The sequence below is a fragment of the Rubritalea tangerina genome (assembly GCF_042683245.1).
GTDB lineage: Bacteria > Verrucomicrobiota > Verrucomicrobiia > Verrucomicrobiales > Akkermansiaceae > Rubritalea > Rubritalea tangerina.
The window spans coordinates 34298-49818 of the sequence record NZ_JBHUJB010000035.1 but is presented as its reverse complement, the minus strand read 5'-3'; the positions used below and the strand labels follow the sequence as shown (position 1 = coordinate 49818).

General features: G+C 49.9%; 13 protein-coding genes. 12 read left to right on the top strand and 1 reads right to left on the bottom strand.

The features are described from left to right. Window position 1: 1 nt before the first annotated feature. Genes ACFSW8_RS08430 through ACFSW8_RS08400 form a run of 7 tightly spaced genes read left to right on the top strand, consistent with a single transcriptional unit; the run spans window position 2 to window position 10670 of the window. Complete coding sequence (locus tag ACFSW8_RS08430; protein ID WP_377087177.1) at window positions 2-1015, top strand: AAA family ATPase; 1014 nt, start codon at window positions 2-4, stop codon at window positions 1013-1015. 4 nt (window positions 1016-1019) lie between these two features. Beyond that, complete coding sequence (locus ACFSW8_RS08425) at window positions 1020-2825, top strand: hypothetical protein (RefSeq protein ID WP_377087175.1); 1806 nt, start codon at window positions 1020-1022, stop codon at window positions 2823-2825. A gap of 12 nt (window positions 2826-2837) precedes the next feature. Next, window positions 2838-3863, top strand: a complete 1026-nt coding sequence (locus tag ACFSW8_RS08420) for an ABC transporter ATP-binding protein (protein WP_377087173.1) — start codon at window positions 2838-2840, stop codon at window positions 3861-3863. A gap of 15 nt (window positions 3864-3878) precedes the next feature. Continuing rightward, window positions 3879-5327 carry an ABC transporter permease gene (locus tag ACFSW8_RS08415; protein ID WP_377087171.1) on the top strand — a complete coding sequence of 483 codons (1449 nt, stop codon included), beginning with the start codon at window positions 3879-3881 and terminating at the stop codon, window positions 5325-5327. A 2-nt stretch (window positions 5328-5329) separates the two neighbouring features. Next, a complete protein-coding gene (locus ACFSW8_RS08410) occupies window positions 5330-6214 on the top strand; it encodes a DUF58 domain-containing protein (protein WP_377177954.1) in 885 nt (294 codons plus the stop codon). A gap of 1 nt (window position 6215) precedes the next feature. Continuing rightward, window positions 6216-7955, top strand: a complete 1740-nt coding sequence (locus ACFSW8_RS08405) for a BatA domain-containing protein (protein ID WP_377087168.1) — start codon at window positions 6216-6218, stop codon at window positions 7953-7955. Between the two features lie 3 nt (window positions 7956-7958). After that, window positions 7959-10670 carry a VWA domain-containing protein gene (locus ACFSW8_RS08400; protein ID WP_377087167.1) on the top strand — a complete coding sequence of 904 codons (2712 nt, stop codon included), beginning with the start codon at window positions 7959-7961 and terminating at the stop codon, window positions 10668-10670. Window positions 10671-10691: 21 nt separating this feature from the next. Here ACFSW8_RS08400 and ACFSW8_RS08395 read toward each other — a convergent pair whose 3' ends face one another. Continuing rightward, window positions 10692-11294: a DOMON domain-containing protein gene (locus ACFSW8_RS08395; RefSeq protein WP_377087166.1), complete on the bottom strand. Its 603-nt coding sequence runs from the start codon at window positions 11292-11294 to the stop codon at window positions 10692-10694. Window positions 11295-11446: 152 nt separating this feature from the next. Here ACFSW8_RS08395 and ACFSW8_RS08390 point away from each other — a divergent pair, with 152 nt between their 5' ends. The 5 genes from ACFSW8_RS08390 to ACFSW8_RS08370 all read left to right on the top strand — a co-directional run bounded on the left by ACFSW8_RS08390 (window position 11447) and on the right by ACFSW8_RS08370 (window position 15509). Continuing rightward, window positions 11447-11830, top strand: coding sequence for a rhodanese-like domain-containing protein (locus ACFSW8_RS08390; RefSeq protein ID WP_377177952.1), 384 nt, complete (start codon window positions 11447-11449; stop codon window positions 11828-11830). A gap of 164 nt (window positions 11831-11994) precedes the next feature. Further along, window positions 11995-12900, top strand: a complete 906-nt coding sequence (locus tag ACFSW8_RS08385) for a DMT family transporter (protein ID WP_377087162.1) — start codon at window positions 11995-11997, stop codon at window positions 12898-12900. A 37-nt stretch (window positions 12901-12937) separates the two neighbouring features. Beyond that, window positions 12938-13213, top strand: coding sequence for a hypothetical protein (locus ACFSW8_RS08380; protein WP_377177950.1), 276 nt, complete (start codon window positions 12938-12940; stop codon window positions 13211-13213). Next, window positions 13206-14288, top strand: coding sequence for a lipid A deacylase LpxR family protein (locus ACFSW8_RS08375; protein ID WP_377087160.1), 1083 nt, complete (start codon window positions 13206-13208; stop codon window positions 14286-14288). The genes ACFSW8_RS08380 and ACFSW8_RS08375 overlap by 8 nt, the downstream gene beginning before the upstream one ends. Window positions 14289-14369: 81 nt before the next feature. Further along, window positions 14370-15509: a hypothetical protein gene (locus ACFSW8_RS08370; protein ID WP_377087158.1), complete on the top strand. Its 1140-nt coding sequence runs from the start codon at window positions 14370-14372 to the stop codon at window positions 15507-15509. The last annotated feature ends 12 nt before the right edge of the window (window positions 15510-15521 follow it).

Genomic DNA, 15521 nt, shown 5'->3' with positions numbered 1-15521 from the left:
CATGGAATACGCGAGTGAACAAGAAGTCGAGAAGGTGGTGCCAAAGATAAGGGCATTGCAGGAGTCAATGAACGGCGTGCTCTTTGGGCAATCTGAGCTGATAGATCTTGTGATTATTGGGTTACTGGCGCGCGGACATGTACTATTGGAGGGTTTACCGGGATTGGGTAAGACTGAGTTAGTAAAGGGGCTTTCTAAGTCACTTGGCTTGGACACAAAGCGTGTGCAGTTTACTCCAGATCTATTACCTGGAGACATCACAGGAAACCCGGTCTTGCAAGAAGTGGATGGACACAGGAGTTTTGTTTTCCAGCCTGGGCCCTTGTTTACGAATTTGGTATTGGCTGATGAGATAAACAGGGCCTCACCCAAGACGCAGTCAGCATTGTTGGAGGCGATGCAGGAACGCTGTGTGACGGTGTTAGGTGAGACCCATAGTTTGCCGGCACCTTTCTTTGTATTAGCGACTCAAAACCCGATTGAGTTAGAAGGGACGTATCCACTACCTGAGGCGCAGCTCGACCGCTTTTTATTTAAGTTAGAGGTAACGAGGAACTCAGCGGGAACTTTGGAGCAGATTGTGATGATGCGTGAGTTAGGGCAGGAGCCTGTGGTAGAGCAGGCGATGCAGCCTGAGGAGTTTACTGAGATATTGGAGGTGGTACGTAAGGTTTACTTACCCGATGTGGTGGCCAATTACATTGCGCGTTTGGTGACAGCGACGCACCCTGGGGAGTCGGAGGCGGCGCAGCATTTAAAGTTTGGGTCGAGTCCGCGGGCTGCATTATCGTTGGCATCTGCAGCGAAGGCGAGGGCATTGATGCACGAGCGGCCAAATGCGAGTTTTGAGGATGTAAAGAGTATTGCTGCGGCAGTTCTGAGGCACAGGGTGTTACTGGATTACAGTGCGCAAGTGGATGGTGTGACAGTGAATGAGGTGATTGAGCAGATTGTGGATGAGGTACCCTATCAGACGCAAGAGACTCCAAAGACTTTGAAGAAGACCGGTGTTTAAGAACATGAATAAATATTTAAGTATGGGGCTGGCGTCCCTAATGGTTGTGGCAGCGCAGGCTAGAGAGGTCATTGCTGACATTTCTCACCTGAAGGGCATGCTAAAGCTGAAAGCGACGAGTGACTACAGTTCGCTACCGACGCATGGGTATTTACCTGTGGAGGTATCGTTGAGCAACATGTCACAGTCTGAGAGGGTTTGGTATGTGAGTTTTAAATCGACGGATGGTGCGGGTTATCATTGGTATGGGTCAGGCTCAGACGATAATGTTTTGAGTTCTAGCTATGCCTTTAGTTGTCCAGCGGGTGAGAGCAAGCAGTATGAGGTATTGGTGCCGATCGTCACGATGTATGCGAGTCCTCACGGAGCGGATGTCAATGATCTAAGTTTGGAGATGCGCACGGAGACGTCGGGTTTTGAAGCGCAAGATGATTACATGAGTTGGGAGCAGAGCTCTGAGTGGCCATCGGTAGTGATGAGTGAATTTTTGAATGGGGTGAATGGTGCGAAGATTGACGATGAGGTGGAGCGTTATATAAGTTCTTCTCGTGGAAATATTGAGGCGGCTGGGGAGTTTGTGCCTGAGAAATTGAGTGGTGACTGGCGCGCTTATGTCGGCTTTGACACGCTTGTGCTTACGGATTCTGAATGGTTAGGTCTCGAGGCTCCGGCACGCAATGCGATCATGGAATGGAACCGACTGGGTGGACACTTGATGGTGTACACTGAAGATGCTTCAATCGACATGCTGCGACTTGGATTTGGCGAGAAGAAGCGAGGTGAGAGAAGATCTTTTGGGAGGGTGGACATCATGTCGATGGATAGTGAAGGGAAGGTGGACGAGAAGAAGTTTCGTCAAGTGGTGATGGGGCGTAAGACTCAAGAGCCAATGCCACAACAACTGCAGCACGATTACAGTAGTTCGAGTTGGGGCTTATACGATAAATTGAAGGGCGAGGGTTTTAAACCAACATTGTTAGTGTTGGTATTGTTAGCCTTCGGTATTGTGGTGGGGCCGGTGAATTTATTTGTATTTGCGAAGGCTGGTCGGCGGCATCGGATGTTTATCACGACGCCATTAATAGCATTGGGGGCGAGTGCGATTTTGGTTTGTGTGATCATTTTACAGGATGGATTTGGTGGAGAGGGTGAGCGGGTGCAGCTAGTAGAAGTGAGGGCTGACGATGGTGAGTACAAAGCCTATGTGAAGCAGCAACAATTTTGTCGAACAGGGATCTTGTTAGATTCAAGTTTTGAGACTTCTGTGAATGCAAGTTTATCGCCATTGCCGCTTGAGCGTTCTCGATTATCAAGGGTGACTTTGGATACGGCTGGGGGAGCGGGGCAGTATGTTATCTCTCAGGGGGAGAATGGGACTATTGCTGAGGGTGACTGGTTTCAGTCGAGATCTGAGTTAGCGCACTATGTTGAAGCCGTCGTTCCAACAAGAGGACGTGTGTCACTATCAGGAGATGCTGAGAGTCCGGTATTGCATTCAGGTTTTGAGTTCGCGTTGGACAAGGTTCTCTATCAGGATGCGGATGGCCGGTGGTGGTCAAGTGCAGCCTCAGTGGAGCAGGGGGCAAAGGCAAAGGTTGAGCTGGTGAGCGCGCAAGAAGCGAGAGACATTTTGTGGGATGCTGGAGAGCTATTAACTCACAATTTGCGAGATTTAACAGTGACTGATTTGATGGGCAGGAAAGAGCACTTTTTTGCGATTACAAAAGCGGCACCGGCGATTGATACGCATCCATCGATCGACTGGCAGGCGACGCATTCCATAATTACTGGCCCAGTGGTGGCCCAATAGAGCAAGAAAGTGATGTCAGATATAGCGATACGAGTAAAAAATCTTAAGCGTCATTTTGGAGCGCTTAAGGCAGTGGATGATCTTTCATTTGAGGTTCCACGTGGTTCAGTGTGTGGTTTTGTAGGGGCCAATGGGGCGGGCAAGACAACGACGATGCGGATATTGGCGACCCTTGATTATGCAACCTCGGGGACGGTGGAAATTTGTGGTCACAATGTGATCAATGCACCGACACAGGTGCGTTCTTTGATTGGCTGGATGCCTGATGATTTTGGCAACTACGAGAATATGACGATTCTTGAGTACCTTGATTTTTATGCCAGAGCATTGGGCTATCAGGGGCAGGAGAGAATGATGCGAGTGCAGGAGGTGATGGAGTTTGCTGATTTGTTAGATATATCAGATCGAATGTCTAACAAGTTATCAAAAGGGATGACACAGCGTTTATGTTTAGGGAGGTCGTTATTGCATGATCCGGAGGTATTGATCATGGATGAGCCGGCAGCGGGCTTGGATCCGAAAGCGAGGGTGGAGCTGAAGAATCTGATTAGGATATTAGCGGAGGAGGGTAAGACGATCTTTATCTCTTCTCATATTTTATCGGAATTGGGGGAGATGTGTGACTCGTTGTTATTCATCAATGGGGGGAGGATTGTCCACCACGGGGATGCGGAGTCATTGAAGCATGGATCTGATCATGCGGGAGGAGTCTTTTATGATGTGCAGGTGGTAGGTGAGGCGAGAGCCTTAGCGGACTGGGCGGTGACATCACCCTATGTGGAGCTAGTAGACGAGAGGAAGCGAGGGGGGAGGATACGGATTGATTCGAATGAGCCGGAGCAGGCAGCCAAAGTGTTATCACGTATGATCAAAGATGGTTTGCAGGTGGTGGAGTTCCACAAGGAGCAGCGGAACCTAGAGGATGCCTTTATTGATATCTTAGGGCAGATAGATGAGGGGCAGGTGCCTCAGGTGAGTCCACCGCCATTGCCGAATCAGCGGGCCAAGGAGACGGCAAATGTCGAAGTGAACCAATAACACGTTTATAAGAAAGTGAGTGAAGTAGTAAAAGTGAATCCAGTGTTAGAGAAGATTAACGACTTCTCAGATAAGCTGAGTCCGATGTTAGTTAAGGAACTGCGTCAGGGGATGCGTGGGATGGGGTTTGTGATTCTGTTTATCGCATTACAGGCATTGCTTGTGTTAGTGATGATAGGATTCAGCACAGCATCCTCTTATGGAAATTCTGGTGAATCCTTATCGAGTACATTGATTGCATTTTTCTCATTGGCGGTAATGTTTGTGCAGCCGTTGAGAGGGATCACAGCTCTATCGTCGGAGATCAAGGGCAAGACTATTGATTTGATGGTGCTGACGAAGTTGAGTGCATGGAGAATTGTCTTTGGCAAGTGGGTGTCTTTGGTTGGGCAATCTGGGTTAATATTAGTGACCTTGTTGCCGTATATGATCATGCGTTATTTCTTTGGTGGGATGCAGTTATTTGCAGAGATAGCGTTGTTGTTGCTTATTTTTGTAGCTTCGGCGGCATTGACTGCATTGACGGTAGGTTTGTCGGCTGTGCCATCGATCATTCTGAGGGGGATAGTTTGTTTGATCGGAGGTTTTTTTCTCTTACAGACGATATCGATGGGAGTGATTTTTGCGAGGGAGGGTTTAGTTGATGCTTTAACTTTGAGTGATCCAGATGCTCTATATGGATTATTGGCCTTTATCGGTGTTAGTGGGTATGTGATGTGGTTAAGTTTAGACTTTGGGGCGTCGTTGATTGCTCCACTAGCGGAGAACCGGAGCACGCCAAGGAAGTTAATCGGGTATGGTCTAGTAGTTCTTGCGACGCTTTTGATGATGCCAGTGGATGAGGACGCTGCTCTGATTTTGGGCTGGATATTAATATTGCCCTTGGCGCTGACCGCGTTGACTGAGCATCCTTATTTGGTACCGCAAGTGTGTTTACCCTTTGTGAGGAAGTTTGGTGTGGGCAATGTGACTGGGCGCGTACTGTATCCGGGGTGGGCGAGTGGGGTGTTTTACGTGGCGAGTTTATTTGTCATTTTGCAGGTGCTCAATGCGATCAGTGGTTTTGAGTTATTTGACGATGATGAGTTGCATGCGACTGTGATCAACTCGTTTAGCATATTGGTATTTCCGCTTGTGGTGTACCGGTTGTTTTTCCGAAAGTCAGCGAACATTTTTGGTATCTACTTAGCGGTGATGATGTTCACTTGGTTAGTCGGTTTGTTGGCGCTGGTTCTTGCGGAGGTGACTGATCAAGATGGGCTGTTATTACTCTTCTGTTGGTTGCCGACTGCAAATCTTTTTGGCACGTTTTCGTTAGGCAATTCGTATGAGGGGACGATGATCGCCTTTGGTTATTTGTCCTACATTGCGTATAGTGCGATTGCCTTGGTGACCAGTAAGGTAGTTTGGAAGCATGTGAGAGAGTCAGAATTAGCAGCTGAGGAACTGATTGAGAAGAAGTAGGGATGGGAGTGGAATTAGTACAGGCAGTACAGGCGCGGGTGTGCGCCGAGGCATGTCTCAGCAGGCTGGGTCTTCCACTCAATGCGCGGGTTTGGCGCGGGCAGGCGGGAGAGTTTGCCGGCGCTGGGGTTGGTTCATCGATTGATTTTCAGGACCACCGGAGTTATGTACCGGGAGATGACCCTCGGCATATCAACTGGCAGGCATATGCTCGGACCGGGCAGTATACGATGAAGTTGTACCGAGAGGAGGTGCGTCCAGTTGTGGATTTAATGTTAGATGTCACTGAGTCGATGTTCTTTGATGACGAGAAGGCTCGGAGGGTGGCGGAGGTGTTTTTATTTATTGGTCTCAGTGCGATGAGTTCTGGGGCATCTTTATCGATACATTTGGTTTCAGGAAATGAAGTGAGAGGGATTGAGATGGAGAGTCTTTCCAACGGGCAATGGTATACGATAGCTAGGGAGTTATCTGAGGCATCTCAAGGGGCTGTGCCGATGGTGGAGCGTGTGGCATTGAGGAGCAATGCGATACGTGTTTGGGTATCAGATTGTTTATTTGAGGGGGACCCTGCACCTATTTTTCGTCAATTGAGTGCTCGGCACGGGAGTTTGATTTTACTCTGCCCGCACAGTCGCAGGGAATCGACCCCTGAGTGGTCGGGGAATTATGAATTTGTTGATGTAGAGAAGGGGACTCGGCACAGTCACACGATGGATGTGCAGGCTGTGATGGCGTACAAGAGTGCCTATGCGAAGCACTTTGATGTTTGGCAGGAGGCCGCGAGGCGGTACCAGAGTTGTTTTGCCAGAGTCCCTTCAGATGGGGCGCTCTTTGAAGCATTGAGTCAGGAGGCAGTTGGGCGAGGAGGCTTGGTCTTAAAGTGAGATGATTTTTTCTAATCCATATGGTCTATTAGGCTTGTTAGGGATACCGATCATATTGGTGATTCACTTTTTTCAGCGGCGAGCGAAGGCCTTGCCAGTGAGCACGCTGTTTTTAGTTCAGCAAACCCAGCGAGAGAGTGCGAGGGGGCGCAATTTTGAGAGGTTGCTCAATTCACCGCCACTGTGGTTACAGTTATTGATGGTGTTATTATTTACGTGGCTTTTGAGTGGGCCACGTTATTTGAAGGAAGCTTCTGTGCAGAAGTTGGCGGTGGTGGTGGATAGTTCGGCGTCGATGGCGGTATTCAAGGGCGAGGCGATAGCTAAGATTGATTCTGAGTTAGAGAAGCTGCGAGGGAATGCCAGTGCTGTGGAATTTTTTTTATTAGATTCTGATCCCTCTAAGGCACGGATTTATCATGGAGATTCTAGGCAAAGCTTTTTAGAGGCGTTTCGAGCGTGGGAGGCAGGGGGCAGTGCGCATGGAGTGAGGGATAGTTTGAAAATGGCTCGTAGCATGGTGGGAGAGAAGGGGAGTGTGGTTTATTTAACTGATAGAGAAGTGACTCAGCCGGAGTTTGGGACGCACGTATTTGCTGTGGGGCAAGAAGTTGCGAATTGTGGCATGACAGGGGTGGAGTTTGAGAGGCGCGATGGGGACTTAGTTTGGCGGGTGAGCGTGAAGAATTATGCAGCTGTTCCGCAAGTGCGGGAGTGGTTTGTTGAGTTAGCTGGTGGGCAGCGCAGCAGTAAGAGGAGTGTGGAGCTTCCGGCGCGAGGTGTGGTTACTTTGCAAGGTTTATTCCCAGAGGGGCAAGATGTGTGTAAGGTGTGGCTGAGTGAAGACGCTTTTGTTTTGGACGATGTGATGCCGGTGGTTCGGCCTCAGCCCAAGGAGGTACAGGTGTTAAGTACGGGTGAGCTGGAGGGGTTAGATGAGAAGTTAGTACGTAGTTTTGAGGGTGTGATTCGAGCTCAGGATGCGAGTGAGGTGGATGTTTCACTGGTACGTCCATCTAGTGAGGTGGAAGGTGATGCGATAGTGTTTGTGAAGGGTTCTGGTGGGAAGTACCAGAAAGGTGAGATTGTAGCTGAGAAGCATCCACTGATGGATGGTTTGAACTGGCAGTCTTTATTGGTGAGAGAGTCTGCAGGGGTACCGCATACCGAGCATGATACGGTCTTATTATGGCAGGGGGATCGTGCCCTTCTTTATCTGAGGGGAGGAGAGCATGAGGTTTTAGTCGTAAATTTTGATTGGGAGCAATCAAATGCTCAGAAACAGGAAGCTTTTGTGGTTTTGCTTTGGAGGTTTGTTGAGCGCTTGAGGCGTGCGAAGGTGGGTTTTGAGTCGCTTAATGTCGAGACTGGGCAAATGTTAGAAGTTGCAACTGACCCTCTTGCAGGATCGGGAATGGTGGAGTTTAGGGAAGTGGATTTAAATGGCAGCCCAGTAGGGAAGGGAGTAGAGGTGCGTCCGGCGCATGTGACAGCTCTAGGAAAACCAGGATTTTTCAAGGTTCAGCAAGGGGGAGTTGAGCTGGTGCATGGGGGGGCTCACTTTGCGGATACACGAGAGGCTGACTTTACGGATTGTGTGGAGCAGGATATTTGGGCGCCTGAGTTAGGGGAGGCTGTCGATCGGCATACTGAGGAAGACCATCTTTGGCGCTATGTTGTTTTGATGATTGTTGTGGCTTTGTTAGGATCGTGGTTTTTCACAAATAAACGGATTGGTTGATCAATGGAATTTCAGCACCCAGAATGGATATTATTATTTCCCGCGCTCATGCTGATGGGGTATGTGGTGAAGCGGTTGGATATATTTCGGCCGTTGCGGGTGTGTGTGCTTGCAGTTTTGACTTTGTTATTCATGCGTCCATCCGTGGACAAGTATGAGGATGCTTTAGATTTATGGGTGTTGTTTGATGTTTCTGAATCTACCGAGGAATTGGTGACGGCTCATAGTGAGGAGTGGACAGATTTGCTTGATAGCTCCAAACCGAACAACGGGTCTCGACTTCAGGTGATGCATTATGCGGGAGACGCCTTGGTCAAGGAGGCAGGTTCTGAGACTGAGGTGTACCGGGGGAGCAAGAAGTTAACACGCACGAGATTGGCGTTAGAGCACGTGGCAGCATTGGCTAGCGAGGAGAGGCCCTCGAGGGTACTCTTATTCACGGATGGTTATAGCACTGAGCCGTTGGGGGATGTGGTGCGTAAGATGAACGCTCAGGGAATTCCGTTAGATTATAGGTTGGTGCGTGAGGATATGACGGACGACTTTAGGGTGGCGCGCATTGAGTTACCCGAACGGGTTCAGGTGCGTGAACCCTTTGTGATGGGGGTGACGGTAAGAGGCTTTGAAGACGGATTGGTACCATTGAGAATTTATCAAAATGGGAAGATGATCAGTAAACCTGGAGCTCAAGTGAGGGTGCTCAATGGTGTAGGAAAGGCTGAGTTTAGTACGCGTTTGCAGCAGTCTGGTGCGTATGAATTTGCTGCTGAGATTGTGCCTGAGACGGATACTCACAGAGGAAACAACAAAGCTGTGAAGTGGGTGGAAGTAGCGGGAGGTCCTAGAGTCTTGTTGGCATCGAAGTATACGGGGGATCCCGTTGCAAAGGCATTGAGGGAGCAAGGCTTGGAGGTTAAGCAGGTGTTTACACCGCTTGATTTGAAGGTGGGCCAGCTCTCAGGGGCGAGGGCTGTGGTCTTTAACAACATAGCTGCGCATGAAGTGCCTGCAGATTTTCTTGATGCGTTAGACTTCTTTGTGCGTGAGCAAGGGGGAGGGTTTATGATGGTGGGAGGAAAGCATTCATTTGGATCGGGAGGGTACTTCCAGTCATCGATTGATTCTTTGCTGCCCATCTCGATGGAGCTGAAAGAGGATCAGAGAAAGTTAGCGGTGGCTATGGCGGTGGTGCTTGACCGTTCGGGGTCGATGGGTGCGCCGGCAGGTAAGGGGACGAAGATGGATCTCGCTAATAGCGGGACTGAGAATGCCATTAAGTTGTTAGGGGCACAAGATAGTGTGGCTGTTTATGCTGTCGACTCAGGGACGCATACCGTTGTGAAGCAGCAGGGGATATTGGGGAACAAGGACAAGATGATAAAGAGGGTGAGGAGGATCAAATCTCAAGGGGGAGGTATTTACGTTTATACTGGGCTGAAGGATGCATGGTCTGAGTTAAAGAAGGTCCCGATAGCGACGAAGCATATGATTCTTTTTGCTGATGCGGCTGATGCGGAAGAGCCAGGTGGTTATAAGAAGCTCATTGAGCAAATGAACCAGAAGGGGGCGACTATCTCAGTGATTGGATTGGGTTCGCGTTCGGACACGGATGCTAAGTTTTTGGAGGACATCGCCAAGAGGGGGAAAGGGAGGGTGTTTTTCACTAACAAGCCGATGGATATACCGAAGTTATTTGCGCAGGAGACGGTGACTTTGGCGCGTTCAGCTTTTGTGGAGGAAGTGACTGGGGCGCAGGCGACGGGGCATTGGTCAGATGTATCACCCAAGCCGATGGGATGGTTAGCGAAGGTGGGTGGGTATAATTTATCGTATGCGCGAGAGGATGCTACGGTTTCGTTAATTTCGCGTGATGAGTACAAGGCGCCGTTGATTGCGCACGCACGGAGAGGGATTGGCAGGACTGCTGCGGTTTCTTTTCCCTTAGGTGGAGAATTTTCTGAGGAAGTTAGGGCGTGGGAGCAATATGGAGATTTTGTTCAGACAATAAGTCGGTGGTTGATGGGGAGTGAGTTGCCACCGGGGATCGGGGTGCGGCACCGGATTGTCGGGACACGACTGAGTGTTGATTTGATGTACGATCCAGAGATTTGGGCTGAATCATTTGGATTGCGGGCACCCGAGGTGCGTTTGTTTGAAGAACTTGGCGATACAGCGGGTGTGAGTGCGCTAGCGTGGAAGAGGATCGCGCCTGGGCATTTTTCGATGAGTTATGATTTGGAGGAAGGGAGCGTGGTGCGGGGGGCGATACGGGTTGGCGACCAAGCTATTCCATTTGGTCCCTTAGCTGTAGGAACGAGTGCGGAATGGGCCTTTGACCCTGAGAGGGTGCACGAGTTGCGGGAGGTTTCGGCACAGACTGATGGTCGTGAGGTGATTGATCTATCAGATGCCTGGTTGCGTCCTCAGTTAGAGAAGCAGGCGGATTTACGTATTCCGCTGGCGGTATTGGCATTAGTACTCATGGTTTTGGATGCTTTAGTGACCAGAGTGGGCTGGAGTTTCCATGCTGTACCTTGGCGGAAGTTTAGTTTCTCTTTCAAGAGTGGTGAGAGGAAGCGTAGAAGGGAAGTGTATGTGGCTTCTGAGGCAGTGGCAGAGCCTGAAACCAGTGAGCCGGTTCAGGAAGAGGGGGTTCCTCGTGCACAGGCGGATGCGGGGCAGCGGAGGGCGCGCTACTCACGAGCAAAGAAGTGACAGGGATTTGGGGGAGGAAAGTTACTGAGGTTTGTTGTGGAAGAAGTTAACTTTCGGAAATTTGTCTGGTTGGTGGAAATTGGGTTCCCCCGTCCCTAGGTTTGCAGCAGTCAAAAATTGTTGATCAGGGGAATTGAGGATGAAGGTCGCATTGAGCTTAGACTCAGGGCTGAAGTTGAGTCGTTTACGCAAATGTTCGAGTGGGAGGGCTGCTGCTGTGAGCCAAGAGCCGTCGGCAGCCATATCAGCGTATGTGGCGACACCGGGGAATGGTTCGTCGGCAATTTCTGCGCGGATTCTGGGTGCGGTAAATTCTGCTGACCACCATGCGCCATTAGGGGCGAGGTTGAATTCGAGATAGCGACCGCTGGAGGGGTCTAACAAGAAGAACTCAGCAACATCGTATTTCCAGAGTTCAGCCTTGAAGTCACCTGGACGGGCTTCTGGGTGGATGACTGGGGATTTTTGGTGAGCTGCGACGAACCAGAGGTAATTGAGGTCGGCGGCGAATCCGAAGGCGACGGGGGGCTGGACGGGTTTTCCGAACCAGTCTTTATCGACTCCGAAGAGTGAGAGGTCGAGGGTGCCCCAGGCGAGTGGTTTTTCAGCAACTTCAATATTCATAGGGATAGCTAAGCTTGGGATGAGGGGAAAAGCAATCCGGCAATGTTGGAGTGGTGGGGGGAGGTATCAAGAGAGGCACTGAGTGTGGTGGTGGAGTTTGGTTTTCAGAGTGGTAGACGGGAGGGAGGAATTCGGGTAGAGTGGTGGGTGTTATGAAAATGGTTATTCGTATTTTAGCATTGATGTTTATGGGTGTAGCAATGGGGATGGCGACAGAGATTGTGGATGTTTCGGCGAAGCAAGCTGCTGCGTTATTGAAGTCAAAGAACCCACCGCAAGTGATTGATGTCAGGACAAAGGGGGAGCATGGTTCTGGGCATTTAAAGAACGCAGTGGTGATTGATGTGAAAGATAAGGGCTTTGAGGCGCAGTTGGCCAAGTTAGATAAGAAGAAGCCGTATTTGGTACATTGCCGAAGTGGTGGGCGCAGTGGCAAGGCGATGGCGGTATTCAAAAAACTGGGCTTTGAGAAGATTTACCACATGAACAAGGGTATGTTGAGCTGGGAGAAAGAGGGATTACCCGTAGAGAAGTAATTCTTTGGGTGGAGTTGGAGTGGAGGCTCTTCTAGTGAAGGCTGTTAGGGGAGTGAGATAAAGTTGTAGCTACTGGGCGAGACTTTTAGAAGGGAGGACTTCATTGGGTAGAGCTGAGTATTCGGGCTTGTTTGCTCATTGATCTAGGGTGAGGCTGCGAAGTGATGCAGCGCTCACCCTATTATGTTTTTCTCCCAGTACTTGTGTGTGCTTTGTTATGGGGCAGTGCTTTTCCGTGTATTAAATTAGTGTACCAGCACTGGGGGCAGGTTGGGGTGGAGGTAGAGATCTGGGATCGTTGGTTGTTTGCGGGGGTACGTTTTACGCTTGGAGGCTTGGGGCTATTGCTGGTGGCAAAGAAGCCACTGGAAGAATGGCGCAAGACGGAGAAGCGGCATTTGGTGACCTTGTCATTGGGGCAGACATTTTTTCAGTATTTATTTTTCTATTTAGGGCTTTCGCTTTCGAGCGGGAGTTTGGGGGCATTGATGGCAGCAACGGGGAGTTTTTGGTGGATGCTGTTAGCTCCTCTGATGTTGGGGACTGCGTGGCCACAGGTTCGGCAATGGTTGTTGTTGTGTGTGGGGGCTGTGGGAGTCGGGATGGCGGTTTATGCGCCTGGAGCTGGAGCTGGGAACCCAGTGTTGGGAGCATTATGCATCATGGCCTCAACATTTTTTGGATCATTGGGTGTGGTGACTTATACCAAGATTAAGGAGACGATGGGTTCGAGGGCTGCGACGGGTTTTTCTCTCTTTTTTGGAGGCGTGGCCTTAGTGTTGTTAGCAGCTCCTTCATGGGGGAGGCTGGGCATATTGTTTGACACTTACGTGCTTGGTATGACGCTGTGGTTGGCTTTTGTATCCGCTGTGGGGTTTGCGATATGGAATGCGCTTTCTATCCAATATCCGGTACCCTTATTGGCGAGTTGTCGATTTATCATTCCGGTTTGTGGGGTCGTGCAGTCGTTACTTTTTTTACCGGGTGAATCAGCGGGATGGGGCTTAATTATTGGAGGTGTGTTGGTGATTGGTTCGATGTTGTATGCGACTTTGAGTAGGCGTGATTGAGGTTGCTTTTCTGGCATATCTTTGGGAATCTTCGGGCATGCCAAGTAAGGAAAGACACGAATGGAGAGAGGATACCGACGAAGGTGTGCGTGTGTATAAGGCGGTACTATTTGCGCGCGAGTGGCGATTTGCTACCGCAATGAAGGGGTCACGGCGGGAGCGCCCAGAATGGGAAGATATTGATGAGGCAAGTGATGAGCTTTGGGAGAAGCTGAGGGAAGTACTTTTCCGCAAGTATCAGCGAAAGCGTTGTCCATGGAAGTACATTGCAGATATTGACAAACGTCTAGGCCGAGAGACTCCGGATGCATAGGTTGTGTTCGGCATTGGTCTCAGTAGCTGTGGCATCAGGGATGCTGCAAGCTGGGGAGGCGGGTGCTGGCATACAAGCAGATGATGGGGAGCGGGGGAGTGGAAATTTTGGAGTTTTTTGGGACAATGATGTCGTTGCTGGACAGGACAGTAACTATACGAATGGCCTGAGATTCTCTTGGGTTTCAGGCACTCGATTTTATCGAGATCTGAATGGCTTTGATCGTGTTCTGGCGCATGTAGTTGGAGTAGAGGGGGAGAATAGTTGGTGGCAAAGTATGGTTGGGTTTGATGGCGGTAGCAAGATTGTCTATCAACGTGGATTGGCTCTCAGCCAATATATATACACACCCGAAGACGAATATGCGCCTGTGCCGAAACCAGGTGAACGTCCATACGCTGGTTGGTTAGGCGGGGGCTATGCATTGCACGCTAAAAGTCCGTCTGTTTTTAATTCGGTAGAGTTAGAATTAGGGGTGATTGGGCCGAGTGCGCGCGCACGCGAGGTGCAGCAATGGATGCACAATATCCAAGGGATTTACCAGTTTCAGGGATGGGATACGCAGATTCCTGATGAAGTGACTGGGAATCTGTATTTCACTCACCGCAGGAGGTTGAATGGGTTGACGCGAGCATTTGAGAATCAGTCTGTGATCGACAGTCATTTTGATGTGCGGGTGGCTTTGGGGACATTCAAAGCCAACGCTTCTGTTGGGATGATGACACGTTATGGCTGGGGTATCACTGATGCACTAATCGAAACTCGAGCAAGTCAGAATGCGCAACAGGTGGTTTGGGATAGTGGTAAGTGGCAGAGTGGAACTTGGGGAAGCTATCTGATAGCAGGCGGCAGGGTGACGGCGGTGGCACATGATGCCACACTCGACGGCCCTGTATTTCGGTCCTATGACACAGGAGTGCAGAAGGAGACATGGGTAGTTGAAGGGTTTGCTGGTGTAGGGTTTCGATATAGAAAGTTAGATTTCGGTTATGTACATACTTTGAGGTCAGACACATTCAGGACTCAGACTGAGAATGGTTCGTATGGAACATTGTTTGTGAGTGTGACTTTTTAGTCATTCTGTTAGATTTGGTGTCGTTGTTGTCACCTGAAAGGTGTCGGCTGTTAGATTGGTGATGCTATCGAATGCCTCTATATGAGTAAGGGGGATTTATCATTGATAGACACGAAGGAGTGGAAGCCTGTGCAGAGCCCGGGTTTGAGGGCGCCTCGGCATCAGCTGTCTTATGACAGTGAGGAGGTACAGAAGGTATTGGCTGAATCGTTCAAGACGATGTTTCCGTCGATTGTGACAGAGAAGAAGGGGGTAAAGCGTTATCAGATTTTGAATAGTAGTGGGGTGGACATTTTTCCGAGGGCGAAGCCGGCGAAGAACATTGGTGACATACCAAGGGCAGAGATGTTGCGGCTCATGGAGGGGTGGATTCGTTTGAGGCGCAAGTTACAGGAGGAAGAGATTCCGAGCAAGGTGGGGGGGATTTTGTTAAATTTCAGGGTACCCAATCCACGCGATTCTTTGGATCGCTATATGCTTTATAAGGAGGGAGATGAGCAGCGTTTGGTGATTCGATGGGGGTATGAGACTAAAGACAACCGAGCAGTTTCATTAGAGAGAGCCATTTCTATTCTCATGGATGTTCCTTTGGGGCATATGCGCAGTATTTTATCGACATCGATGACACCGACTACATCGACAGTGCCGGTGGGGCAGATGTTAGCATCGGCCCAAGCGGGAGAGGGCGGAGGTAAACGAAGTGGGGGAGTTGGTTCAGGTAACAAAGCAATGTTAGGATTTGCGGCGGTAGGTGTGGTGGCCCTTTGCTTAGGAGGAGTATTGATTGCTAATGCGATGAATAGGGAGCCGGAGGTTCAATTGGTGCCAGTACAGGCTTTTGATACCACCTTGGAAGTTGAAGAAGTCGTAGCGGAGCCTGATCTGGAAGAGATAAACGAAGCTCCAGAGGTGGCAGAAGTAGCGGAGGCGCCAGAAGTGGAGGAGCCGGTTGTGGTGGCAAAAGTTGAGGAAGCTGAGTCCGAGAAGAAAGAAGCAGTTGTCGCAGAAGTGGCACAGGTAGTGGAGCCAGAGCCTGAACTTGAGGCACCTAGCTTGGAGGCTGCGATGTTAGCTTCAGCAAAGCAGCGTGGTCCAAGTATGGAGGATTTGTTAGGTGGAGAGACAAAGAAGGCGAATGGGGAGAAGGAAGATTTATCGCTCGAGTCGATGATCCAGAAGAAGGGAAAATCGGGGGATCTCATTGGTGAGATGGTGAAATAATTTTTAACTACA